This window comes from Polaromonas sp. P1_F1, assembly GCF_056405795.1.
Genome location: NZ_JBFUBJ010000001.1, coordinates 542,694 through 566,063 on the forward strand (window position 1 = coordinate 542,694; position 23,370 = coordinate 566,063).

23 protein-coding genes are annotated in these 23,370 nt (G+C 62.8%); 8 read left to right on the plus strand and 15 right to left on the minus strand.

From position 1 onward, the window contains the following. Window positions 1–83 precede the first annotated feature (83 nt). From AC1DZE_RS02690 to hutC, 5 genes are read right to left on the minus strand one after another with little or no spacing between them, the layout of a single operon-like run. Entirely contained in the window at window positions 84–1,487 is a 1,404-nt protein-coding gene (locus AC1DZE_RS02690; RefSeq protein WP_477668323.1) for a formimidoylglutamate deiminase, read from the minus strand. After that, window positions 1,477–2,295: an N-formylglutamate deformylase gene (gene hutG / locus AC1DZE_RS02695; protein WP_477668324.1), complete on the minus strand. Its 819-nt coding sequence runs from the start codon at window positions 2,293–2,295 to the stop codon at window positions 1,477–1,479. Before hutG ends, AC1DZE_RS02690 begins: the two co-directional genes overlap by 11 nt. Next, window positions 2,292–3,506, minus strand: coding sequence for an imidazolonepropionase (gene hutI, locus AC1DZE_RS02700; RefSeq protein WP_477668325.1), 1,215 nt, complete (start codon window positions 3,504–3,506; stop codon window positions 2,292–2,294). The genes hutG and hutI overlap by 4 nt, the downstream gene beginning before the upstream one ends. Further along, window positions 3,503–4,063 carry a HutD/Ves family protein gene (locus AC1DZE_RS02705; protein ID WP_477668326.1) on the minus strand — a complete coding sequence of 187 codons (561 nt, stop codon included), beginning with the start codon at window positions 4,061–4,063 and terminating at the stop codon, window positions 3,503–3,505. The genes hutI and AC1DZE_RS02705 overlap by 4 nt, the downstream gene beginning before the upstream one ends. Before the next feature lie 58 nt (window positions 4,064–4,121). Beyond that, the gene (hutC, locus tag AC1DZE_RS02710) at window positions 4,122–4,832 is read right to left on the minus strand and encodes a histidine utilization repressor (protein ID WP_477648331.1); all 711 of its coding nucleotides are present in this window, start codon (window positions 4,830–4,832) and stop codon (window positions 4,122–4,124) included. A gap of 225 nt (window positions 4,833–5,057) precedes the next feature. Here hutC and hutU point away from each other — a divergent pair, with 225 nt between their 5' ends. The 5 genes from hutU to AC1DZE_RS02735 all read left to right on the plus strand — a co-directional run bounded on the left by hutU (window position 5,058) and on the right by AC1DZE_RS02735 (window position 11,179). Then, window positions 5,058–6,764, plus strand: a complete 1,707-nt coding sequence (hutU, locus tag AC1DZE_RS02715) for a urocanate hydratase (RefSeq protein ID WP_477668327.1) — start codon at window positions 5,058–5,060, stop codon at window positions 6,762–6,764. 84 nt (window positions 6,765–6,848) lie between these two features. Then, window positions 6,849–8,387: a histidine ammonia-lyase gene (gene hutH, locus AC1DZE_RS02720; RefSeq protein ID WP_477668328.1), complete on the plus strand. Its 1,539-nt coding sequence runs from the start codon at window positions 6,849–6,851 to the stop codon at window positions 8,385–8,387. A gap of 53 nt (window positions 8,388–8,440) precedes the next feature. Beyond that, window positions 8,441–9,397 carry an ABC transporter substrate-binding protein gene (locus AC1DZE_RS02725; protein ID WP_477668329.1) on the plus strand — a complete coding sequence of 319 codons (957 nt, stop codon included), beginning with the start codon at window positions 8,441–8,443 and terminating at the stop codon, window positions 9,395–9,397. A gap of 193 nt (window positions 9,398–9,590) precedes the next feature. After that, window positions 9,591–10,370 carry an ABC transporter permease gene (locus tag AC1DZE_RS02730; RefSeq protein WP_477668330.1) on the plus strand — a complete coding sequence of 260 codons (780 nt, stop codon included), beginning with the start codon at window positions 9,591–9,593 and terminating at the stop codon, window positions 10,368–10,370. After that, window positions 10,367–11,179 (plus strand): ABC transporter ATP-binding protein, encoded by an 813-nt coding sequence (locus tag AC1DZE_RS02735; RefSeq protein ID WP_477668331.1) that lies wholly within the window; start codon window positions 10,367–10,369, stop codon window positions 11,177–11,179. Before AC1DZE_RS02730 ends, AC1DZE_RS02735 begins: the two co-directional genes overlap by 4 nt. Here the strand turns inward: AC1DZE_RS02735 and AC1DZE_RS02740 are convergent. From AC1DZE_RS02740 to AC1DZE_RS02750, 3 genes are all read right to left on the minus strand, one after another. After that, window positions 11,176–12,591, minus strand: coding sequence for an MFS transporter (locus tag AC1DZE_RS02740; protein WP_477668332.1), 1,416 nt, complete (start codon window positions 12,589–12,591; stop codon window positions 11,176–11,178). The genes AC1DZE_RS02735 and AC1DZE_RS02740 overlap by 4 nt on opposite strands. A gap of 441 nt (window positions 12,592–13,032) precedes the next feature. After that, on the minus strand, window positions 13,033–13,605 hold the full coding sequence (locus tag AC1DZE_RS02745; protein ID WP_477668333.1) for a hypothetical protein: 573 nt from the start codon (window positions 13,603–13,605) through the stop codon (window positions 13,033–13,035). 69 nt (window positions 13,606–13,674) lie between these two features. Beyond that, the gene (locus AC1DZE_RS02750) at window positions 13,675–13,896 is read right to left on the minus strand and encodes a CsbD family protein (RefSeq protein ID WP_457281027.1); all 222 of its coding nucleotides are present in this window, start codon (window positions 13,894–13,896) and stop codon (window positions 13,675–13,677) included. A 134-nt stretch (window positions 13,897–14,030) separates the two neighbouring features. Here AC1DZE_RS02750 and AC1DZE_RS02755 point away from each other — a divergent pair, with 134 nt between their 5' ends. Next, the gene (locus tag AC1DZE_RS02755) at window positions 14,031–14,243 is read left to right on the plus strand and encodes a hypothetical protein (protein WP_477668335.1); all 213 of its coding nucleotides are present in this window, start codon (window positions 14,031–14,033) and stop codon (window positions 14,241–14,243) included. Between the two features lie 65 nt (window positions 14,244–14,308). On the opposite strand, the gene AC1DZE_RS02760 is transcribed toward AC1DZE_RS02755, so the two are convergent. After that, the gene (locus tag AC1DZE_RS02760; RefSeq protein ID WP_477671802.1) at window positions 14,309–15,919 is read right to left on the minus strand and encodes an ABC transporter permease; all 1,611 of its coding nucleotides are present in this window, start codon (window positions 15,917–15,919) and stop codon (window positions 14,309–14,311) included. 123 nt (window positions 15,920–16,042) lie between these two features. Between AC1DZE_RS02760 and AC1DZE_RS02765 the strand changes: the two genes are divergently transcribed. After that, complete coding sequence (locus AC1DZE_RS02765; RefSeq protein ID WP_477671803.1) at window positions 16,043–17,122, plus strand: ABC transporter ATP-binding protein; 1,080 nt, start codon at window positions 16,043–16,045, stop codon at window positions 17,120–17,122. A gap of 24 nt (window positions 17,123–17,146) precedes the next feature. Here AC1DZE_RS02765 and AC1DZE_RS02770 read toward each other — a convergent pair whose 3' ends face one another. The 6 genes from AC1DZE_RS02770 to AC1DZE_RS02795 form a co-directional block, all read right to left on the minus strand. Next, window positions 17,147–17,890, minus strand: coding sequence for a lysophospholipid acyltransferase family protein (locus AC1DZE_RS02770; protein WP_477668338.1), 744 nt, complete (start codon window positions 17,888–17,890; stop codon window positions 17,147–17,149). 14 nt (window positions 17,891–17,904) lie between these two features. Continuing rightward, window positions 17,905–19,212 carry a dihydroorotase gene (locus tag AC1DZE_RS02775; protein WP_477671804.1) on the minus strand — a complete coding sequence of 436 codons (1,308 nt, stop codon included), beginning with the start codon at window positions 19,210–19,212 and terminating at the stop codon, window positions 17,905–17,907. Continuing rightward, window positions 19,209–20,171, minus strand: a complete 963-nt coding sequence (locus AC1DZE_RS02780; protein WP_477668340.1) for an aspartate carbamoyltransferase catalytic subunit — start codon at window positions 20,169–20,171, stop codon at window positions 19,209–19,211. The genes AC1DZE_RS02775 and AC1DZE_RS02780 overlap by 4 nt, the downstream gene beginning before the upstream one ends. Before the next feature lie 66 nt (window positions 20,172–20,237). Then, entirely contained in the window at window positions 20,238–20,741 is a 504-nt protein-coding gene (gene pyrR, locus AC1DZE_RS02785) for a bifunctional pyr operon transcriptional regulator/uracil phosphoribosyltransferase PyrR (protein ID WP_477671806.1), read from the minus strand. Continuing rightward, a complete protein-coding gene (gene ruvX, locus AC1DZE_RS02790) occupies window positions 20,738–21,160 on the minus strand; it encodes a Holliday junction resolvase RuvX (protein WP_477671807.1) in 423 nt (140 codons plus the stop codon). The genes pyrR and ruvX overlap by 4 nt, the downstream gene beginning before the upstream one ends. Then, window positions 21,157–21,744, minus strand: a complete 588-nt coding sequence (locus tag AC1DZE_RS02795) for a YqgE/AlgH family protein (protein WP_457281035.1) — start codon at window positions 21,742–21,744, stop codon at window positions 21,157–21,159. The genes ruvX and AC1DZE_RS02795 overlap by 4 nt, the downstream gene beginning before the upstream one ends. A gap of 109 nt (window positions 21,745–21,853) precedes the next feature. Between AC1DZE_RS02795 and AC1DZE_RS02800 the strand changes: the two genes are divergently transcribed. Then, the gene (locus AC1DZE_RS02800; protein ID WP_477699752.1) at window positions 21,854–23,326 is read left to right on the plus strand and encodes a cryptochrome/photolyase family protein; all 1,473 of its coding nucleotides are present in this window, start codon (window positions 21,854–21,856) and stop codon (window positions 23,324–23,326) included. Window positions 23,327–23,370 lie beyond the last annotated feature (44 nt).

Sequence of the window (23,370 nt, forward strand, 5' to 3'; positions counted from 1 at the left end):
GTTTTAATAGCTGCTTGCGCCCGTCACTATTGGCCCGGAACGCTATTTCGCACATAAAAGTGCAACTGGCGACCTTTGACCTTTCAACGCCATAGTTCGCGCATGGCCTGGCTGAAGTTTTCTGCGAGCTGCCGCCTTTTCTCTGCACCTGGCCCGCTGGCCAGTACACGCTCCCCGGCTACAAATACCTCGCCAACCACTCCGCCTGGGCTCGAAAACACCAGCGCATCCAGCAGATGGTGAACCGGCACACCCAGCAACGCGGGCGAACCGGGATCCAGCGTCATGAAGTCCGCCCGATGCCCGGGCGCGAAACCACCCTGCATCCGGCCAGTTGCGGGGAAACCGCCCACCAGTGCGGATTCGAACAAGCCAGCCGCGCTGCTCTCGTGGCCCAGGATGCGGGCGGCGATGTTGCGCTGACGCAGCGTGAGGCGTTGCGAATATTCCAGCAGGCGCAGCTCTTCAGGCCAGCTGCGGGTGACGTGGCTGTCGGAGCCTATGGACCACTTGCCGCCTGCGGCTGCGTAGGCCGGCAAATCAAACACGCCGTCGCCCAGATTTGCTTCAGTTGCGGGGCAAATCACAATGGAGGCGCCTTTGCCCTGCACGCCTTGCAACTCGGCCGGTGTCGAGTGAGTGGCGTGCACCAGGTTCCAGCGGGCATCGACATCGGCGTTGTTGAGTAGCCATTCAATCGGGCGCTGGCCGGTGTGCGCCAGGCAGTCATCGACTTCCTGCGTCTGCTCAGCGATGTGGATGTGTACCGGCAGGCCGGCTGCTTTGGCTGCGCCTGTGAGCTCATGCAGCGCAGCCGGGCTGGCCGCGCGTAATGAATGCACGGCCACACCAGTATTGATGCGCGCGTCGCCCTTTGTCTGGCGCTGGATGTCTTCGACCATGCGCATGACGCTCTCGGGCGTCGATGAAAAACGGCGCTGGTCTTCCCGCAAACCCGTTGCCTTGAAGCCCGAGCGCATGTAGAGCGTGGGCAGCAAGGTGAGGCCAATACCCGTGCGCTGCGCGGCGCGCACAAGCGCCAGCGACATTTCTATCGGGTTGGCATAGGGCGCGCCGCTGATGTCGTTATGCAGGTAGTGGAAGTCACAGACCTGGGTATAGCCGCCGGCCAGCAGCTCGGCATAGAGCTGGCTTGCAATCGCTTCGAGCTGTTCGGGCGTGATGCGGTTGGCCGCGGTGTACATGCGGTCGCGCCAGCTCCAGAAATCGTCGGATGCATGGGCGCCCTCGCTGCGCCGCTCCGTCAGGCCCGCCATCGCGCGCTGAAAGGCATGGCTGTGCGCATTGACCAAACCAGGCAGGATCGGGCCAGGCAGACGCGTGGCGCCTTCTTGCTGCTGCGCCGTGGCGCCGGGCTCCACACTTTGCCAGGTGCCGTTGCCGGCGACCGTCAGCAGTACGTCTTTGGCCCATGCACCCTGCACCCAGGCCGCTTCGGTGAAAAACCGGCTTGCTTCACTTTTCATAGCAGCACACGCAAGCCAGCAGGGCGCTGAAGACCATTTTCTCTAACAAAGGCTGAACTTTCGATGCCAGCATTTCGTCGTACGCGTAGGGAGGCGCTTCCTGCATATAGAGGCTCTGGCACATCTCAAGCTGCACGGCATGCACATCGCTGTCCGGCTGGCCGTAGTGGCGCGTGATGTAGCCCCCCTTGAAGCGGCCGTTAACGGCGGTGGTGATATGGGGCGCGGCGGCGCAGGCCTGTACCACTGCAGCGGTGATGGTTTCATTCGCACTCGCACCGCTGGCCGTGCCGATGTTGAGATCGGGCAGCTTGCCTTCAAAGAGCCAGGGAATTTGCGAACGGATGCTGTGCGCATCCCACAACAAGGCAAAGCCGTGCTGGGCTTTCAGCCGCGCCAGCTCACCGGCCAGTGCCGAATGGTAGGGCTGCCAGTAGGCCTCGCGACGGCGCGCGCGTTCTTCGGGTGCGGGCTCGTGGCCTGCTTTGTAAAGCGGCGCGCCACTGAAAAAGTGCGTGGGGCACAGCTCGGTGTTGGATGCACCGGGGTACATGGGCACATCGTCGGGCGGGCGGTTCAGGTCAATCACATAACGCGAATAGTGCGGCCGCAACACGCTGGCGCCCAGCGCCGGCAAAAAGTTGTAGAGCAGATGCAAATGCCAGTCGGTGTCCTCGACCCGGAGGGCTTCATCGGTGTAGCCGCCCTTGAGTTCGGCCGGTATCTCGGTGCCGATGTGCGGCATGCTGACCAGCAGCGGAACCGTACCCTGGTGCAATGTAAAAACTTCGCTCGAGCGTTCGTTCATAAGACCTGGCCCTTGAAAACTGTTTGAAAGCGCGGGTTCGCGCCAAAGGCGTAGCTCAGCTCCGCCGGCCGCTCAACACCCCACAGCACAAAATCAGCCCGCATGCCGGCGGCCAGCACGCCCCGGTCGCGCAGACCTAGCGCAGCGGCGGCATGGCGCGTGACGCCGGCCAGCGCTTCTTCAGGCGTCAGGCGGAACAGCGTGCACGCCATGTTGAGCATCAGCAGCAAAGAGGTGCAGGGCGAGCTGCCCGGGTTGCAGTCGGTAGAAATCGCCATCGCCACGCCGTGCTCGCGCAGCAAGGCCATAGGCGGCAACTTCGTTTCACGCAAGAAATAAAACGCACCGGGCAACAGCACCGCCACGGAACCGGCGGCCGCCATCGCCTGCGCGCCCTCAGCCGACAACCACTCCAGGTGGTCGCAGCTGAGCGCGCCATAGCGCGCCGCGAGCTGCGCGCCACCACTGTCGCTGAGCTGCTCGGCATGCAGCTTGACAGGAACGCCCAGGGCCTTGGCCGCGGCAAAAACCCGCTCGGTCTGCGCGGGGCTGAAAGCAATGCGCTCGCAAAACGCGTCGACCGCATCAACCAGTCCTTCGGCGTGCAGCGCCGGCAGCATTTCCAGTACGGCATCAACATAGGCGTCAGTGCGCCCGGCGAATTCAGCCGGCACCGCATGGGCACCCAAAAAAGTGGTGCGAATATCCACCGCATGGGTTTTCCCCAGCGCGCGCGCCACCGACAGCGTCTTGCGTTCATGCTCCAGCGCCAGGCCATAGCCGGACTTGATCTCGAGTGTGGTCACGCCTTCGGCAATCAATCGTTGAAGCCTGGCCGCACTCTGCGCTTGAAGTTGCTGCGTGCTGGCGGAGCGAGTCGCCTTCACGGTCGAGGCGACGCCGCCACCGGCAAGGGCAATCTCTTCATAGGTCGCGCCGTTCAAGCGCAACTCGAATTCGTGGGCGCGGTCGCCACCGTAGACAAGATGGGTGTGGCAATCGATGAGACCGGGAGTGACCAATGCACCGCCGGCGTCATGCTGCGTTGTGCAGCGAGCGAAAAGGTCTGCAGGCACATCAGCACGTGGGCCCACCCACACGATGGATTCGCCCTCCACCACCAGCGCAGCATCTTCAATCAACCCATAAGGCTGTGCGGCGCCGGCTTGCAGCGTGGCCGCGCGGCAGTTGGTCCAGAGTTGCAGGCTCATGCGGGTATCTCCATCCAGAGGGCTTGCTCTGCAGCGATGCGAACCGCAGCGCTACCCGTTACCGTGCGCCAGGCCAGCGCCGCTGGTTCCAGCTGCAAAACTTCTTCATCAAATAACACTGTAGCGCTTGATCCGTATGCGTACACAGCTATCGTTTTCATAGCATGCAGGGTTTCTGAAAAACGTCCTGCCACGCGAACCATGCGGGAAGGCGCGTTGCCCCGGCGCACCATCAGGTTGAAATCGCGCGTCTTGCCGTCAATCAAGCCGCAACCGGTTTCCGCAGCGCCATCAAAAAAGAGCGGCGCGTCGCTGGCTGTTACGCGGTGCGGCACACCCGCTACGTCCAGGTGAACCCCCGCGCCTTCAAGCACCGCGAACCAGCGCTCGATGCCTTCGAACTTCGAAAACGGTCCGCTCTTGTCCACATCCGCCACCGACATGCGCCACGCCCAGTCACCCGCATCTGGCCACATGGCCAGCTCACGCGTGACGCCACCGCCATTGCGCCACGGCGTCGCGGGGATGTCGACCAGCCGCACGATGTTCCAGCTCATTGAGGAAACCTCCGCGCCACAGCGCTGGGGTATGAGCCCATGGGACAGCCCGGCGGGCTCATGCCTGAAACTTCCCGGCAAAACTGTAACGAGAGCCTGGGTACACCAGGCGCGCCACACTGGCGATGTTGCTGCCGCTCACGGTGCGCCGCATCATGGCGAGGCACGCCTCTGCGGGCTTGATGTCCAGGTGTTTGGCCTCCAACGCCGAGGGCAGGCAGGCCTCAATGGAATAGCTGGCCTCGGTGAGCGGCGCCTGCTCGAGCAAATGGTGGGTGGGTGTGGTCTGGGTGAAGTCGGTCTTTAAATAATCAGGTGCCGCCGCCGGGTTCACATAGCGGTCTTCATACTGAATCGGCACGCCGTTCTCCAGGTGAATCAATATCGTGTGAAACACCCGCCCGCCCGGCCGCAAGCCCAGGGTGCGCGCCAGGTCGGCGCTGGCTTTTTCAGATTCAGCGAGCAGCACGCGCGAAGTGTGTACGTGCCCCCGTTCCACCACTTCCTCATGAATGTCACGAATGGTCAGTGTGGAGGAAATGCGGTGCAGCTCCGCCACAAAAGTGCCGGAGCCCTGGATGCGCGTAACCATGCCCTCGCCCATCAACTCGCGCAGCGCCCGGTTGACCGTCATGCGGCTCACGCCGAACTGCTCCATGAGCACGGCTTCGCTGGGCACCGGGTCGCCGGGCTTCCAGGTGCCGGCACTGATGCGTTTTTTGATGAATGCCTTGACCTGACCGTAGGCAGGCAGTGGTGTGGTGGCCATGGTTCAGCGGAGTGCTCGCGTGTGTAAAAAATCATTGTCACCGCAAAAGTCCCGACCTTTCATCGGCCGGTCAGGGTTGCCGGCCCGGCTTTTGCGCACAAACCATAGATTACCGCAGTTGACACAAGTTGTATAGACAACTACGATTTATCCTGTCGCCGGTTGATTCCTTTTTTCTGGTGCTGTGAAATTCCCCTGTTATCCCGTCTTCTCCGGAGCAGTCTCATGTCCGATCTTTCCCAAACCCCTTTTCTGGATAGCAAGGCCCGCCCCGTGCGCGCGCCCCGCGGCAGCACCCTTACCTGCGCCAACTGGCAAATCGAGGCGGCCTACCGCATGATCCAGAACAACCTGGACCCGGAAGTCGCCGAAAACCCTGACGAGCTCGTGGTGTACGGCGGCATTGGCAAGGCAGCCCGCAACTGGCCGGCCTTTGACGCCATCCTTGATTCCCTGCGCAAACTCAAAGCCGACGAAACCCTGCTGGTGCAGTCGGGCAAGCCGGTCGGCGTGTTCCGCACCCACACGGGCGCGCCGCGCGTGCTGATCGCCAATTCCAACCTGGTACCCAAGTGGGCGACCTGGGAGCATTTCAACGAACTGGACCGCGCGGGCCTGATGATGTACGGCCAGATGACGGCCGGCAGCTGGATCTACATCGGCACCCAGGGCATCGTTCAGGGCACGTATGAAACTTTTGTGGAAGCCGGCCGCCAGCATTTCAACGGCGATCTCGCAGGCCGCTGGGTGCTGACCGCCGGCCTGGGCGGCATGGGCGGCGCGCAGCCGCTGGCCGCTACCTTTGCCGGCGCCTGCTCGCTCAACATCGAGTGCCAGCAGTCCAGCATCGACTTCCGGCTGCGCACGCGCTATGTCGACAAGCAGGCCAAAGACCTTGACGAAGCGCTGGAGATGATCAAGCACCACACCTCGCGCAAAGAAGCCGTCTCCATCGCCCTGTGCGGCAACGCGGCGGAGATCGTTCCGGAGCTGGTCAAGCGCGCCAAAGCCGGCGGCATACGCCCCGACATCGTCACTGACCAGACCTCTGCCCACGACATCATCAATGGCTACCTGCCCGCAGGCTGGTCGGTCGCGCAATGGCGCGCCGCGCAAAAAGACCCTGCCCAGCACGCCGCACTGACAAAAGCCGCTGGCGAATCCTGCGTGGCGCACGTCAAAGCCATGCTGGCCTTCCACGAAATGGGCATTCCCACGGTGGACTATGGCAACAACCTGCGTCAGGTCGCCAAGGATTTCGGCGTCGAAAACGCCTTTGACTACCCCGGCTTTGTGCCCGCCTACATTCGCCCGCTCTTTTGCCGCGGCGTCGGCCCCTTCCGCTGGGTGGCACTCTCAGGCGACCCGGAAGACATCCAAAAAACCGACGCGAAGATGAAAGAACTCTTTCCCAACAACAAGCACCTGCACCGCTGGCTGGACATGGCCGAAGAGCGCATCGCCTTCCAGGGCCTGCCGGCGCGCATCTGCTGGATAGGACTGGGCGAGCGTCACCTGGCAGGCCTGGCCTTTAACGAGATGGTGAAAAACGGTGAGCTCAAAGGCCCCATCGTGATCGGCCGCGACCACTTGGACAGCGGCTCCGTCGCCTCGCCCAACCGCGAGACCGAGGCCATGAAAGACGGCAGCGATGCCGTGAGCGACTGGCCGTTGCTGAACGCGCTGCTCAACACCGCCAGCGGCGCAACCTGGGTCAGCCTGCACCATGGCGGCGGCGTCGGCATGGGCTATTCGCAGCACTCGGGCGTGGTCATCGTGTGCGACGGCACTGCCGAGGCGTCGGAAAAGCTCGCGCGTGTGCTATTCAACGACCCGGCGACCGGCGTGATGCGCCATGCCGACGCGGGTTATGACATCGCGAAACAAAGCGCCACAGACAACGGGCTGAACCTGCCCATGATGGGACGCTGAAGCGTGGCGTTCCGCTCGAACCACGCGCCAGTATGGCCGGCGGCGCATAGCCGCCCCCTTTGACGAAACCCGGACATCTCCCTCATGAACATCCAACCTGGCTATCTCACGCTGTCCCAGCTTCGGCAAATCCACACCAGGCGTGAAACACTCGCCATTGACCTGTCTGCTGTAGCGGGCATTCGCGCCAGTGCAGCCCTGGTACAGCAGGCGGCACAGGGTGGTGCCGCCGTCTACGGCGTCAACACCGGCTTTGGCAAGCTGGCCAATCAGCGCATAGCGCAGGCCGACCTCGAAATCCTGCAACTTAACCTGCTACGGTCTCACGCCGTGGGTGTGGGCGAGCCCATGCCCGAGCGCGTGGTGCGACTGGTGCTGCTGCTCAAGGCCGCGAGCCTGGCACGCGGTTATTCCGGTGTGCGAGAAGTCGTGATCGATACACTGATAGCGCTCTACAACAAAGGCCTGACGCCGGTGATCCCCTGCCAGGGCTCGGTAGGCGCTTCGGGCGACCTGGCCCCCTTGGCCCACCTGTGCCTGCCACTCATTGGCGAAGGCGAAGTCTTCTACCAAGGTGAGCGCATGGCCGCGGGTGATGCGCTCAAACAGGTATCCATCACGCCGGTGAAGTTGTCGGCCAAGGAAGGCCTGGCGCTGATCAACGGCACTCAGGTCTCGACCGCGCTGGCGCTGGATGCACTGCTCGCCACCGACCGCCTGTTTGAAGCCGCTGTGATCTCGGGCGCCGTCACGCTGGACGCTGCGCGCGGCAGCGACGGCCCGTTTGACCCACGCATCCACGCCGTGCGCGGCCAACCGGGCCAGATCGACTGCGCTGCGGCCTACCGCGCCATCATGGTGGGCAGCGAGATTCGCCGCTCGCACCTCGAAGGCGACGACCGCGTGCAAGACCCTTACTGCCTGCGCTGCCAGCCACAGGTGATGGGTGCCTGCCTGGACCAGATGCGTTACGCCACGCAGGTGCTAATGCGCGAAGCCAATGCCGTGACCGACAACCCGCTGGTGTTTGCTGACGATGCAACGCTGCTCTCCGGGGGGAATTTCCATGCGGAGCCGGTCGCATTGGCTTGCGACGCGCTGGCAGTCGCCATCGCCGAAATCGGAGCCATCACAGAGCGCCGCATCGCCATGCTGGTCGACACCGTAGCCTCGCGCCTGCCGGCCTTTCTGACACCCGAGCCGGGCCTCAATTCCGGCTTCATGATCGTGCATGTCACTGCCGCAGCACTGGCGTCAGAGAACAAATCACTCGCCCACCCGGCCAGCGTGGACAGCCTGCCAACATCGGCCAATCAGGAAGACCATGTGAGTATGGCCACATTCGCGGCGCGCCGGTTGCAACCCATGCTGCGCAACACCGAATACATCGTGGCGATCGAACTGCTGGCTGCCGCACAAGGTATTGAATTTCTGCGACCGCTCAAGAGTTCCACCGTGCTGGAGGGTGTGCTGCAACTGGTGCGCCAGGTCTCGCCGGCCATGATGCATGACCGCAGCCTTGCGCCCGACATGGAGAAGGTGCACCAATTGGTGGCGGGCGGGCTGATTGGTCTGGCCGGTGAAGCGCAAATCACCGAGCTAACGGCCTTGCGGCTGGCATGAAGCCTGCATACAGTAGCGATATCCCAACCCGTTCCCTACAGGAGAAATCTTTCATGAAGAAGCACCTTGCCTTTTCACTGCTGGCCGCTTCGGCCGCACTGGCCACGATGAATGCCCAGGCGCAGGAAACCAAAGTCGCCGTCGGCATCTCGGGGTGGACGGGCTTCGCCCCGTTGACACTGGCCAAGGAAGCCAACATCTTCAAGAAAAACGGGCTCGACGTCTCCATCAAAAAGATTCCGCAAAAAGACCGCCACCTGGCCATTGCCTCGGGTGATGTGCAGTGCGCCGCCACCACGGTAGAAACCTGGGTGGTGTGGAATGCCAACGGCGTGGCTACCACGCAGATCTTCCAGCTCGACAAGAGCTATGGCGCCGACGGCATGGTGGTCAAACCCGCCATCACCAAGATCACCGACCTCAAAGGCAAGACCGTGGCCGCCAGCGCGCCCGGCACCTCGCCTTACTTCGCCCTGGCCTGGATGCTGAAGAAAAACGGCATGAGCACCAAGGATGTGAAGATCGTCAACCTCGAGCCGCAGGCCGCGGCCAACGCCATGATTGCCGGCACCGACGGTGTGGATGCCGCCATGACCTACGAGCCTTACCTGGGTGCGGTGCGCGCCAAGCCAGAGGCTGGCAAGATCCTCGCCACCACGCTGGACTACCCCATGGTGATGGACACATTTGGCTGCACGCCCAAATTCCTGGCAGAAAACCCCAAAGCCGCCAAGGCTCTGGCCGACAGCTACTTTGAGGCTGTCGAGATGATCCAGAAGGAACCCAAGAAGAGCTTCGAGATCATGGGCGCTGACGTGAAGCAGACCGGCGATGCCTTTGAAGCCTCCTCCAAATACCTGCGCTGGCAAGACCGCGCGGCGAATCAGAAATTCTTTGCCGGTGAGCATGCTGCCTTCAGCAAGGAAGCGGCTGACCTGCTGCTCGAAGCCGGCATCATCAAGTCGCTGCCAGACATGACCAAGCTGGCTGACACCCGGTTCATCAAATGAGCTCCCCCCCGAAGCGGCCTTCGGCCGCTCCGCACCGCCGCCAGAGGCGGCGGCTCTTCCGAGCCGTCCAAGCCTGCGCGGGCAGGCTTGGAGCCGCGGCTCTCAGCCCCTCAAGGGGGCGCCACCAGCGGCCCGGCAAAGCCGGTTCCGCGCTGGCCCTGGCGAAGGCAAGCGCCGCTACCAGGTTACGCGCATGAGACCACTCCAACCTGTCACTCCCGGCGCGCGCATCGCGCTGGGTGTGAGCTTCTTCATCCTGTTCTTTGTCGTGTGGGCCATCTTCACGCTGGGGGGCTATGTCTCCAAGACATTCCTGGCGGACCCCATCACCATGGTGAAATCAGGTTACGACCTGCTGGCCAACCAGGGTTTCGCCAAGGACATCGGCATGACGGTCTGGCGGGTGTTGGGCGGCTTTGCGATTGCGGCCTTGCTGGCAGTGCCGCTCGGCGTGATGATGGGCGCCTACAAACCGGTCGAAGCGTTCTTTGAACCCTTTGTGAGCTTCGCACGCTATCTGCCGGCCTCGGCTTTTATTCCGCTACTGATTTTGTGGGCCGGGATTGGTGAGGCACAGAAGCTCGCCGTGATTTTTATCGGCTCCTTCTTTCAACTGGTGTTGATGATTGCCGTGAGTGTCGGCAACACGCGGCGCGACCTGGTCGAGGCGGCCTACACGTTGGGCGCGGCCGACCGCGGCATCGTGGTGCGCGTGCTGCTGCCCAGTGCAGCGCCCGAGATTGCCGAGACCTTGCGCATGGTACTGGGCTGGGCCTGGACCTATGTGATCGTCGCGGAGCTGATAGGCGCGTCCAGCGGCATCGGCCACATGATCACCGACAGCCAGGCACTGCTGGCGACAGACCAGATCATCTTCGGCATCATCGTCATTGGTGTATTCGGCCTGGTCACCGACCTGGCGTTTAAAGCGCTCAATAGAAAACTTTTCCCGTGGGCTCAGTTAGGCCGATGACTTCTTCTTCCTCCACACCGATCCTGACCGTCACCCAGTTGTCGAAAACCTTTGCCGCCAACAAGGGCCCCGGCACCGTCGCGCTGCAAGCCACCGACCTCGCGGTTGCCGAGAACGACTTCATCACCATCCTCGGTCCTTCAGGCTGCGGCAAGTCCACCCTGCTGCGCATGGTCGCCGGGCTGGACATTCCCACAAGCGGCACCATCGTGCTGGACGGCAAACCCATAGCGGGCCCAGGCGCGGACCGCGGCATGGTGTTCCAGAGCTACACGCTCTTTCCGTGGCTCACGATTTTGCAAAACGTCTGCTTTGGCCTGCGGGAAAAAGGCATGCCACTGGAAAAGCAGCACGATATCGCGCACCAATTCATCAAGAAGGTCGGACTGCAGGGATTTGAGAACCATTTCCCCAAACAGCTTTCAGGCGGCATGCAACAACGCACAGCACTCGCTCGTGCCCTTGCCAACAACCCGCGCATCCTGCTGATGGACGAGCCCTTCGGCGCACTGGACCATCAGACGCGTGAGCTGATGCAGGAGCTGCTGCAAGGTATCTGGGAGGCCGAGCAGAAAACCGTGCTGTTCGTGACGCATGACATCGATGAGGCCATCTTTATGGGCAGCCGCGTGGTCGTCATGAGCGCAAGACCAGGCCGCATCAAGTGCGACATTGCGGTGCCCCTGGAGCATCCACGGCATTACTTGGTAAAGACGACACCGGTTTTCACGGATCTCAAGGCAAAACTTACCGAAGAAATCCGCGTCGAAGTGCACCGGGCGGCGGGCCTGCAGGCGCCCGCCGTTTAATCCGTCTGAGTTTTGGGTCGTGCTGCCTGCGTCATGCGCAGGGCGCTGCAAACACCGGCCGTGGCGGCAAAGGCAGCGGCCAGCCAAAGGGCGATCAAGGGACCCTGACCGCCTTCACCGGGACTGGACACGGCAAAAATCATCGCCAGTAAAACCGCGCCCAATGTCTGTCCCGTCAAACGTGCCGTGCCCAGCATGCCGCTGGCGCCGCCGCTGCGGTGTGCGGGCGCCGAGGTGATGATGGTGTGGTTGTTGGGTGACTGAAAGAGGCCGTAGCCGATGCCGCACAGCGCCATTCGCCAGACGATGTCGGCCTGCGCCGGATGCGCGGGCAACACGGCCAGCAACACCAGCCCCAGGCAGAGCATGGCCATGCCAACGCCGCCCAGCAGGCCGCCTGGATAGCGCCCTATAAGCCGGCCCACCAGCGGCGAAGTCACCACAATCGCCAGCGGCCAGGCGGTGAGCAGCAAGCCCGCCTCGAGGTGACTGAAGCCGTAGCTGCCCAGCAGCAAAAAGGGCAGGCAGATATAGGCCAGCGTCTGCGCGCAGAAGGCGCCTATCGACGTGCCCATGGACAGCGCGAACACGGGAATGCGCAGCAAATCAAGCGGAAATAGCGGCACGGGCATGGCCAGCTGGCGGCGCACGTAGATCACGCCGATGACGATTCCGGCGGCCAGCTCGGCCAGCGGCAGCCACAAGGATGATGCCGCACCCGGCACAGCTTCCACGCGTACACCCAGGCCGTCTACGCCCAGGAACACCAGGCCGAACATCAGGGCGTTGAGCACCACATCGACCGGCGAGAGCTTGAGGCTCTCTGCCTTGGCGGTGTTCTCGGGCAGCGCCTTTCGACCCCACCACAACGACATCAGGCCGAACGGCACATTGAGCGCAAACAGCCACGGCCACGAACCGACGGAAAGAATGCCGGCCGCAATCGACGGGCCGGCCACCGAGGCGGTGGCCACCACCAGCGAGTTGATGGCGATGCCGCGGCCGAGCAGGTGTTTTGGGTAGATGAGCCGAACCAGCGCGGTGTTGACGCTCATGAGGCCAGCCGCGCCCAAGCCCTGCAGCACGCGGGCCAGCGCCAGTGTGGTCAATGAATCAGCCAGCGCACAGAGCAGCGAGGCCAGCGTGAACACGGCCATGCCTGCCAGGTAAACGCGACGGTAACCGATGATGTCGCCTAATGTGGCCAGCGGCAGCAAGAGCGCCAGCGTGGCGACCTGGTAGGCGTTGATGACCCAGATGGACTGGGCGGGCGCGGCGTTCAGTTCACGGGCGATGTCCGGCAGCGCCAGGTTAACGATGGTCCCGTCAAGCACCGCCATGACAATACCGAGAACGATGACCAGCAACGCACGCAAGCGTTCGCGAGCGGGCAAACCATCCTGAACAAGCATTGAGACCTTTGGTTGTGGCGGGCGGCAAACAGCTGAATCTCTGGCCGCCGCGAAGCTCTCATTTTAAGAGCGCGACCCCGATGCACGCCGGAGCCGGCGCCCTGTCCCAGTGTGCTCCTTGGATTCTGGGGAACCGACGACGCCAGCCGCATCCCCGTGGCGCAGCCGGCTGCGGCTCTACAAGCGCCGTCACGCCCGCACCACCAGCAGGCTGATTTCTTATGAAAAAAGTAGCCGAAGCCCTTATGTATATTGCGCAAGCAGCTCCTGAATTAATAGCAAATGAGGAACCGGGCGAACAAGCGGGGTGAAGCAAGAGAGGCGCAACAGGAGGGCAAAACGAAAAAACCCGGTGATGCCTCGGCATCCCGGGTGATTCCGGCGGTTTCACGCGCCGTTCTGGAGGAAGGCCTGCCACCCTCGGGTAGCAGGCTCCGCCGCTTACTTCATGCCGAACTTGGCCTTGGCGTCGTTCTGGCAGGTGTCCTTCGGGGCGCCGGTAAGCGCATCGCAACGCTCCTTGGCGGCTTTGTAGTCGGCTTCACGCTTTTCGGCGCTGGCGTCCTTCTTGGCTTCGGTCACTTTTTCAGTCTTGTTCTTGCTGGTGTCGGCTGAGGTCTTGGCGACCTTGGCGTCTTCCTTGGCTTTGACGTGGGCCGCTTTGGCATCTTTCACGCAAACGTCCTTCTCATTGCCTTTCAGGTCGTCGCACTTTTCCTTGGCGGCGTCGTAGGCGGCATCGCCTTTGGCCAGGGCCACCTTTTCGGTGTTGCGCGGGCTGGGCTTGTACTGGGCTTCCAGTTCGGCCTTGGCGACTTTTTCAGCGCCTTTGGCTTCGGCCACGCAGATGTCTTTGGCATTGTCTTTCAAGGTGGCGCACTTGTCGCGGCCGGCTTTGTAGTCGGCCGAGATGCGGTTGCTCTCGGCTTTATGTTCCTCTTTGGTCATAGCCAGGGCCTGGCCGGCAAAAGCACAGGACATCACAGCGGTCAGCATCAGTAATTTGGTTTTCATGGATTTTCCTTTGGATGAGTTGGAGTTATGGATTGGTTATGGATGGACGCTGGAACGCTCAACGGCGGATCAATAGCGCTCAAAAAAATCGGTCGGGTTGCGGTCTTTCCAGGCGGCGACCTGCTTCTCAGCCTCATCCTTGCTGAGGCCGTGGCGCTCCTGGATGCGGCCCAGCAACTGGTCGCGTTTGCCGGCGATTACATCGAGGTCGTCGTCAGTGAGCTTGCCCCACTGTTCTTTGACTTTGCCTTTGAATTGAAGCCAGTTGCCTTCCACGCGGTCCTTGTTCATGGTGTTCTCCTGAACGTCAGTTGATAAATTCGCCCGTCGCACTTATGTCCCATGTCGTCCGGGCGGCATGTTCACACCGTACGCTCGTTCTTTTTCTCCCACCGTAGGCCCCCGTATTTGATGAGCGTAGGCTCATGCTTACAGGCTCGGCGCCGCGCTGCGAGAACGTGCCATTGCGCGAAGAAAAGCAACAAAATTCGCAACGGCTTCCTGGCCGGAACGTAACTGCATGGCACGCCGGCCAGGGCAAGAACTGTTTTTATTTCGACATCAAGGTGGTGGACGGCAGCGACACCAAAGATGAAAAATCGCAGCCCGTGGCGAAGCCTGCGGCTCTGGCGGCCTGATGCAGGAATACCGCTACATCAAGGCCAAGGCCTGAGTGCGGCTGACGGGAAGTGCCTGGTTGCGTTTACTTTGACCGCAGCGTGCGGCTGAGCAGCGCGACGGGCAGCAAACCCACCAGCACCAGCGCCAGCGCGGGCAAGGCGGCCTCACCAAGCCGCTCGTCGCGCGCGAGCTGGTAGGTGATCACGGCCAGGGTGTCGCTGTTGAAGGGCCGCAGCACCAGCGTGGCGGGCAGCTCTTTCATCACATCGACAAACACCAGCAGGCCCGCTGCCGCCACCGAGCGCTTGAGCAGCGGCCAATGAACGCGGCTGAGGATGCCCAGGCCGCTGGTGCCCAGCATGCGCGCGCTGTCGTCAAAGCTGGCCGGGATGCGCGAGTAGCCGCTTTGCAGGCTTTGCAGTGCCACGGCGCTGAAGCGCACCAGGTAAGCCCAGACCACACCGAGGATGGTGGCGGTGACCCAATAGCCCGCGCTGGTCTGCGGCGCAGCGGCCTGCAACCAGCCCACGGGCAGCAGGAGGCCCACCACAATCACCGCGCCGGGCACGGCATAACCCAGACCCGCCAGGTGCACGGCAGCGCGGGTAAGCAGGCCCGGCTGCCGGCGCACCGCAAAGGCCAGGCCCAAGGCAAGCGCGGTGGCCAACAGTGCGCTCAAGCCTGCAAGGCCAATGCTGCTGAGCGTCCAGCCAATGAATTTGTCCCAAAGCAGGTTGTCCCACCCCAGCACCAGCGGGCGCAGCATAAAGAGCACCGGCAACACAAAGCCCAGCGCGATGGGCACGGCGCACACGAGCCAGGCCGAAACGGCGCGCAGGCCGCGCAACTGCACGGGGGCCGCGTCTTGCGCGCCGGCGCGCGCGCCGCGGCCGGTGGCAAAGCGCATGCGCTTTTGCGCGCTGTGCTCTATCCACAGCAGCAGCGCGACAAAGAAAAGCAGCACGGTCGCCAGCTGCGCCGCAGCGATGCGGTTGTCCATCGAGAGCCACGCCTTGTAGATGCCGGCGGTGAAGGTCTGGATGCCGAAATAGCTGGAGACGCCGAAGTCGGCCAGCGTTTCCATGAGCGCCAGCGCCACACCAGCGGCCACGGCAGGCCGCGCCAGCGGCAGCGCCACACCGCGGATGCGGCGCGACAGCGGTGCGCCCAGCAGGCGCGCCGCTTCCATCAGGTGCACGGCGCGCTCAGACAGGGCCGTGCGCGCAAGCAGGTACACATAGGGGTAGAGCGCGACGGTGAAGACCAGTACGGCACCCCCCAGGCTGCGCACCTCGGGCAGCAGCCGGCCCTGCAGGCCGAAGCTGGCACGCAGCCAGGTCTGCAGCGGGCCGGCGTATTGGAGAAAGTCGGTATACGCATAGGCCAGCACATAGGCCGGCATGGCCAGCGGCAGCAGCAAGGCCCACTCAAACACCCGGCGCCCGGGGAAATCAAACAGCGTGACCATGCTGGCGGTGGCCATTCCCACCACCGCCACGCCAAAGGCCACGCACAGGCACAGCAGCAGTGATGTGCGCGTGTAATCGGGCAACACGGTCTGCAGCATCTGCAGCAGGATGGATTGCGCATCGCTGTTGAACTGCAGCCAGGACAAGGCGACGGCCAGCACCGGCAGCGTCAGCAGCCCAACCAGCAAAAACAGCACAACAGAAGGGAAATATCGGCGAAACATGGAGCCCCGGAAGCCTCAGCAAAAAGGCCTCTCGCGGGAAGGAGCCCTGCCCCCGCCTGCGTTCGCCACGCTTTTGCAGTCAGTCACTGCAAATGAGAATTGTAAGCATCTACAATTGTTTGCATGTTTCTGGATATCTCCCAGTTGGGCGTGCACTACGCCGGCCGCTCAAAACCCGCCGTGGACGGCGTGTCGTTCAGCCTCCAGGCAGGGGAAATCGGCGTTCTGATCGGGCCTTCAGGTTGCGGCAAAACCACCTTGCTGCGCGCAGTGGCTGGCCTTGAACGGGCCAATGCCGGCAGCATTACGCTGGCAAAGGATGTGGTGAGCACCGCCGCCTTGCATGTGCCGGCCGAATCCCGCCGCATCGGCATGGTGTTTCAGGACTACGCGCTGTTTCCGCATCTGGATGCCGCGCACAACGTGGCCTTCGGGCTCACTCATCTAACACCCGCTCAGCGCAAGCAGCGCGTCGCAGACGTGCTGGAGCTGGTCGGCCTGGGCAATGTGCACAAGCGCTTTCCGCATGAGCTTTCAGGCGGCCAGCAGCAACGCGTGGCACTGGCGCGCGCGCTTGCACCGCAGCCGCGCCTGCTGTTGCTGGACGAGCCGTTTTCCAACCTGGACGTGGACCTGCGTGAGCGCCTGGCGCACGAGGTGCGCGGCATCCTGAAGGCGGCCGGCGCCACCGCACTGTTCGTCACACATGACCAGCTGGAGGCTTTTGCCATCGGCGACCGCATCGGCGTAATGCACCAGGGCAAACTGCACCAGTGGGATGAGGCTTATGCGCTGTACCACCGCCCTGCCACCCGATTTGTGGCTGACTTCATCGGCCATGGTGTGTTTGCGCAAGCGCATATCGAGCAGCGCGGCGACGACGTGGTGGTGCACACTGCGCTGGGCGACCTGACGGACATGCTCGAATGCCCCTTGCCCGGCGCGTATGCCGGCGGCCTGTGCGACGTGCTGCTGCGCGCCGACGACATCGTGCATGACGACAACGCACCAGTGAAAGCGCAGATCGTGCGCAAGGCATTTCGCGGGTCAGAGTTTTTGTACACGCTCAAATTGCAGACGGGCGAGACGGTGATGGCGCATGTGCCGTCGCACCACAACCATGCGCTGGGCGAGTGGATAGGCATACGTGCCGAGGTCGACCATGTGGTGACCTTTCCCCGTGAAACCGTTGCTGCGCCCTAGCCGCGCTTAGCTCCGCCGGCCACTTTACCCTTGCGTCTGCCTCAGACGCTCAATATCTTCCCGCAGCGCCTGCGCCCACACCCGGCGGGTCTGGCCTTGCGGGGCCTGCACCTCGCCAAAGGTAACGACCGCCTTGAGCGGCGGCGCAGTCAGGGTGCGCCAAATCGATCCGACCAGGGTTTCGTCATCCACATAACTGGGGGCGAAGCTGGTCGCGCCGCTGGCGGCGTCGATGAACTTCAGTGCCACCGGCTGCACCGGCACAGACGCTTCAATGGCCGCCTGGATAAGGTTGGCGTGAAAGTGCTTGAGGGTGATGCCGTCGCCCGTCGTGCCTTCAGGGAACACCGCCAGGATGTCGCCTGCGCGGAGGCGGTCCGCCATTTGCGTGACGACGCGGTGAGCATCGCGCCGCGACTCGCGCTCGATGTAGAGGGAACCCGCGCCGTCTGACAGCGTGCGCACAAAGGGCCAGTCCCGCACATCCGCCTTGGAGACAAAGCGGCAATGGCGCGAGGCATGCATCACCAGGATGTCCAGCCACGAAATATGGTTGGCCACCAGCAACACCGGGCCGGTGGCCGGCGGCGTGCCATTGACCACCAGTTCAATGCCCACGATGCACAGCATGGCCCCGGCCCATGCCTGTACGCGGGCCTCCTGCTCAGCCTGGGGAAGTTTGGGGAAAGCAGTCTTGATCGTCCAGAAACCCTGGACGGCATGCACGATGGCGCGCAACAAGGTCCCACAAAAGTGAAGCCATTTCATACGGAAGCAGCGCCTCAGTGTGAAGCGTCAGGAGCTTCATAAGCGAGCTGTCCGCCCACGATCGTCCAGCGCACGCGCGCAGGCATCTGGTGGCCCGAGAACGGTGTGTGCTTGCCCTGGCTGCGCAAGGCGGCGGGCTCGACTGTCCATTCACCGGCGGGGTCAAATATGCAGATATCGGCCACGCCGCCTTTAACGAGCTGCCCCGCGCTGGCCTGCAGCGTGCCAAGCGCATTGCCCAGCACCCGCGCGGGTTCACTCGTAAGCACCGCCAGTGCGCGCTGCAGACCAGCATCGCTGTCAGTACCCCATTTGCAGGCCAGGCCCAGCAGCAACTCAAGCCCTGTGGCGCCCGGCTCGGCTTCGGCAAAGGGCAAAGTCTTGGCGTCTTCGTCAACAGGCGTGTGGTCAGACACCAGCGCGTCGATGGTGCCGTCGGCCAAACCCTGGCGGATGGCGTCGCGGTCGCGCTGCTGACGCAGCGGCGGGTCCAGCCGCATGCGGCTGTCGAAGTAGCCGATGTCCACGTCGGTCAAGTGCAGGCTGTTGATGCTGACGTCACAGGTCACGGCCAGGCCTTCTGTCTTGGCCTTGGCCACCAGGGCCACACCCGCGGCGCTGCTGATGCGGCACAGGTGCACGCGCGCGCCGGTGGCACGCACCAGCTCGAAGATGGTGTGCAGTGCGATGGTTTCGGCGGCGACTGATACACCGCTCAGGCCCAGGCGCGTGGCCAAAGCGCCGCTGGCAGCGACGCCGCTTCCCAGGTACATCTCTTGCGGGCGCAGCCAGACGGTGTAGCCGAAGGTCGAGGCGTATTGCAGGGCGCGCATCATGACTTGCGTGTTGGCCAGCGGCACCTCGGCCTGGCTGAAGCCTACGCAGCCCGATTCCGTCAATTCGACCATCTCGGTCAGCGTCTCACCCTTGAGCGCACGCGTGAGCGCACCTAGCGGGAACACGCGCGACTGGTGCAGCTTCTCGGCGCGGAACTTGAGCATTTCAACGAGGCCGGGCTCGTCGAGTACCGGATCGGTATCAGGCGGGCAGACCAGGCTTGTGACGCCGCCGGCCACAGCCGCGGCGAGTTCGCTTTCGAGCATGCCTTCGTGCTCGTGCCCAGGTTCTCGCAAGCGGGCGGACAAGTCGATCAGGCCGGGGGCGACGATGCAGCCCGTGGCATCAATCGTCTTGTTGGCCGCGAAATCAGCGGGCGGGCCTTTGAGCGAGACGATGCGGCCCGCGGCAATTGCCACGTCGCAAACTTCGTCGAATTTCGAGGCTGGGTCGATGACGCGGCCGTTTTTTATGAGTATCTTCATGCTTCGTTCCCTGCGACTATGCTCATGACGGCCATGCGGACTGCAATACCAAATGTGACTTGCGGCAGGATCACACTCTGCGTGCCGTCGACAACGGCGGAGTCAATTTCAACGCCGCGGTTGATAGGCCCGGGGTGCATGACGATGGCGTCTGGCTTGGCCAGTTTCAATTTTTCGGTGGTGAGGCCGAAGCTCTTGAAGAACTCCTGGCTGCTGGGCAATAGCGCGCCGGACATGCGTTCGTTCTGCAGCCTGAGCATGATGATTACGTCGGCGTCCTTGATACCTTCTTCGAGCGTATTGCAGACGCGAACGCCCATCTGCGCCATGTCGGCGGGCACCAGGGTCTTGGGGCCGACCACGCGCACTTCGGGGCAGCCCAGCGTGGTGAGTGCATGGATGTCGGAACGCGCCACGCGCGAGTGCAGCACGTCACCGACGATGGCGACCGTGAGCTTGCTGAAATCTTTCTTGTAGTGCCGGATGGTGTACATGTCGAGCAGGCCCTGCGTGGGGTGCGCATGGCGGCCGTCGCCGGCGTTGATGACGTGCACATGCGGCGCGACGTGCTGGGCGATCAGATAAGGTGCGCCCGATTCGCTGTGGCGCACGACGAAGAGATCGGCGGCCATGGCACTCAGGTTGGCGATGGTGTCGAGCAGCGACTCGCCCTTGGAGGCCGATGAGCGCGCGATGTCCAGGTTGATGACATCGGCCGACAGCCGCGTGGCGGCGATTTCGAAGGTGGTGCGGGTGCGGGTGGAGTTTTCAAAGAAGAGATTGAAGACACTCTTGCCGCGCAGCAGCGGGACTTTTTTGACTTCGCGGTTGTTGACGCTGACGAAGTTGGCGGCGGTGTCGAGGATCTGCGTCAGGGTGGCCTTGGGCAGGCCTTCAATCGACAGCAGGTGAATCAGCTCGCCGTTTTTGTTGAGTTGCGGATTTCGTCGATACAGCATGTGATGGACTCCTTGGGGTCTCTTGGTTTTTTGGGGGTGGCCTGGCAGTAATAGTGATGGTGACGATCAGCCCTGAACCTGGAAGCTGAACTTGCCGTCCTCTGCGCGGGCCAGTTCAAGCGACTGCGAAGCGGGCAAGGCCACGCGCGCCACCGCCAGGTCGGGCTGCACCGGCAGCTCGCGCCCGCCGCGGTCTACCAGTACGACCAGCTTGACACTGGCGGGCCGGCCGTAGTCAAACAATTCGTTGAGCACCGCCCGGATGGTGCGGCCGGTGTAGAGCACATCGTCCACCACGACCAGGTGGGCGCCGTTCACGTCAAAAGGCAGCAGCGTTTGACCGCTGGAAGCCAGGCCGCGCTGTGAAAAATCGTCGCGGTGCATGGAGGACGACAGCACGCCGGCTTCGCCTTCCAGGCCCAGGTCTTTTTGCAGGCGCTGTGCCAGCCACGCACCACCCGAGGCCACGCCGACCAGCTTGGGTGGTTGGGGATAAGACGCCAGTTGCTGGCGCATGCCGCGCAGCAGGTCGCTATACAGCGCCTCAGCGTCCAGGGTCAGGCTGCTCATGGAAAACTCCTTAAAAACTGCTCGAGGATGATGCAGGCCGAGGCTGCGTCGGCATCGGCTGCGCCGCCGGCCAGTGCTTCGGTGGTGCTGTAGCGTTCATCCACCTCAAAGACCTGCAGGCCGAAGCGCCCGCGAAGCTGGCGGGCGAACTTTTGTGCGCGCACGGTATTGTCGTGGCTTGCGCCGTCGGGGTGAAAGGGCACGCCGATGACGAGGGCGTCGGGCTGCCACTCCTTGATGCGCGCCTCGACCGCCTTGAGGCGGGCGTCGCTGCCTTCAGCGTTGATGGTGGGCTGGGGGGTGGCGGTACGGGTCAGCACGTTGCCGGTGGCAACGCCGGTGCGCTTGAGACCGAAGTCGAAAGCCAGAAAGGTTTGGAGGCCAGAGGCCCGAAGGGAAGGCATGGCCGCAAGGCTCATGCGTGACCGGCCTCGGGAGAGAGCATCCAGCTTTGCAGGCCCAGCAGCATGAGCGCCTTGTCGTAGCGTTGCTCTACCGGTGTGTCGAAAATCACACCGACGTCGGCTGCGACCGTGAGCCAGCTGTTGTCCGAGATTTCCGATTCCAGCTGGCCTTCACCCCAGGCCGAATATCCAAGGGAGACAAACACCCTGCGCGGGCCGGCGCCCGTGGAGAGCGCTTCCAGCACGTCTTTGGAGGTGGTCATTTCGAGGCCGCCGGGGATCGTCATCGTCGAGGCATAGACCGATTCGTTGCCCGGCATCATGGATTCGTGGAGAACAAAGCCCCGTTCGGTCTGGACCGGGCCGCCCTGGAATACCGGGGACTGGGTCAGGTCGTCGCGCCGCAGAGGCAACTCGACCTTGTCGAACAGGTTCTTGAGATTGATATCGCTGGGCTTGTTGATGACCAGCCCCAGCGCACCCCGGTCGCTGTGTTCGCACATGTACACCACGCTCTTGGCAAAAGCTTCATCATCCATCCCCGGCATGGCAATGAGGAAGTGGTGCGTGAGGTTGATCGATGCAGAATCCGTGGCCATGGCGGGATTTTACGCCGGACGGGACGGCGCGGGGAGCCCACCCTGCCGGCCACCCGCCAATTCGCGGGGGATCTACGGCCGGATAGCCGCTTTTCGCTACGATGGCCGGATGCACAAGAAGTATGAAACGGGGTTGATGTGGTTCAGGCGCGACCTGCGGGTTCAGGACAACGCCGCTCTGTACCACGCGCTGAAGTCATGTAAGCAGGTGTATTGCGCATTTGTTTTTGACAAAACCATTCTGGAGGTTTTGCCCCAAACTGACCGCCGCGTGGAATTCATACAGGAATCGGTACTGAGGCTGGATGGCCAACTGCAGAGGCTGGGCGCAGCGGCTGGCAGCCTCGGCGCCGGCCTGTTGACGGCCCATCACGGTGCCGTGGACGCGGTGGTGCGGCTGGCGGCAGAGCTGGGCGCCGATGCCGTCTTTGCCAATCACGATGATGAGCCGCAGTCGCTGGCGCGCGACGCTGCAGTACAGGCGGCGCTCGAGGCCGGGGGCAAGGCCTTTTACAGCTTCAAGGACCACGTTATTTTTGAGCGCCAGGAGGTGCTGACCTTGGCGGGCAAGCCTTACACCGTGTTCACGCCTTACAAAAATGCCTGGCTGAAGAAGGTGGACGATTTTTACCTCAAAGCTTATCCCGTCGAAAAGTACGGTACGGCCTTGGCACCGGTATCGGCAAGCAGGCGCCCTGTCCCATCGCTGGGCGAGTTGGGGTTTCAGGCCAGCAACCTGTCGGCACTGAAAATCCCCACGGGCAGTGAAGGCGGTGCCCGGCTTTTGGGGGATTTCGTTGGCCGCATGGCGCAGTACAAGGAGGTGCGGGACTTCCCTGCCGTCAAGGGCCCGAGTTACCTGGGTGTGCACCTTCGGTTCGGCACGGTGTCGATACGGCACATGGCTGCGTTGGCTTTGAACGCTGCAAATCGAGGGAATGAAGGTGCCGCCACCTGGCTCAGCGAATTGATCTGGCGTGATTTTTATGCGCAGATCCTTGCCAATTTTCCGCACGCCGTCGGGAGCGCGTTCAAGCCGGCCTATGACGCGATACAGTGGGAGAGCGGGGACAAAGCCCAAGTGTTTTTCCAGGCCTGGTGCGAAGGCCGGACGGGCTACCCGCTGGTGGACGCGGCAATGGCCCAGATTAATCAGACGGGCTATATGCACAACCGCCTGCGCATGGTGACTGCCAGTTTTCTGGTGAAAGACCTCGGCATCGACTGGCGTTGGGGCGAACGCTACTTTGCCGAAAAGCTCAACGACTTTGACCTGTCAGCCAACAACGGGGGCTGGCAGTGGGCGGCAAGCACGGGTTGTGACGCGCAGCCTTATTTCCGCATCTTCAACCCGGTCAGCCAGAGCGAGAGGTTCGACTCTGACGGGAAATTTATCCGCAAATACCTCCCAGTGCTGGCACAGCTGCCAGACAAGGCGCTACACAGCCCCTGGCTTGCGAAACCGCTGGAGCTGGCCGCCGCGGGCGTGGTGTTGGGCCAAAACTACCCGATGCCCATCGTGCAGCACGACGAAGCGCGGGCGCTGACCCTGCAGCGCTATGCGGTCGTAAAAAAGGCCTGAGAGAAACTCTCAGGCCTTGCTATTATTTTAGGAGCTGCTTGCGC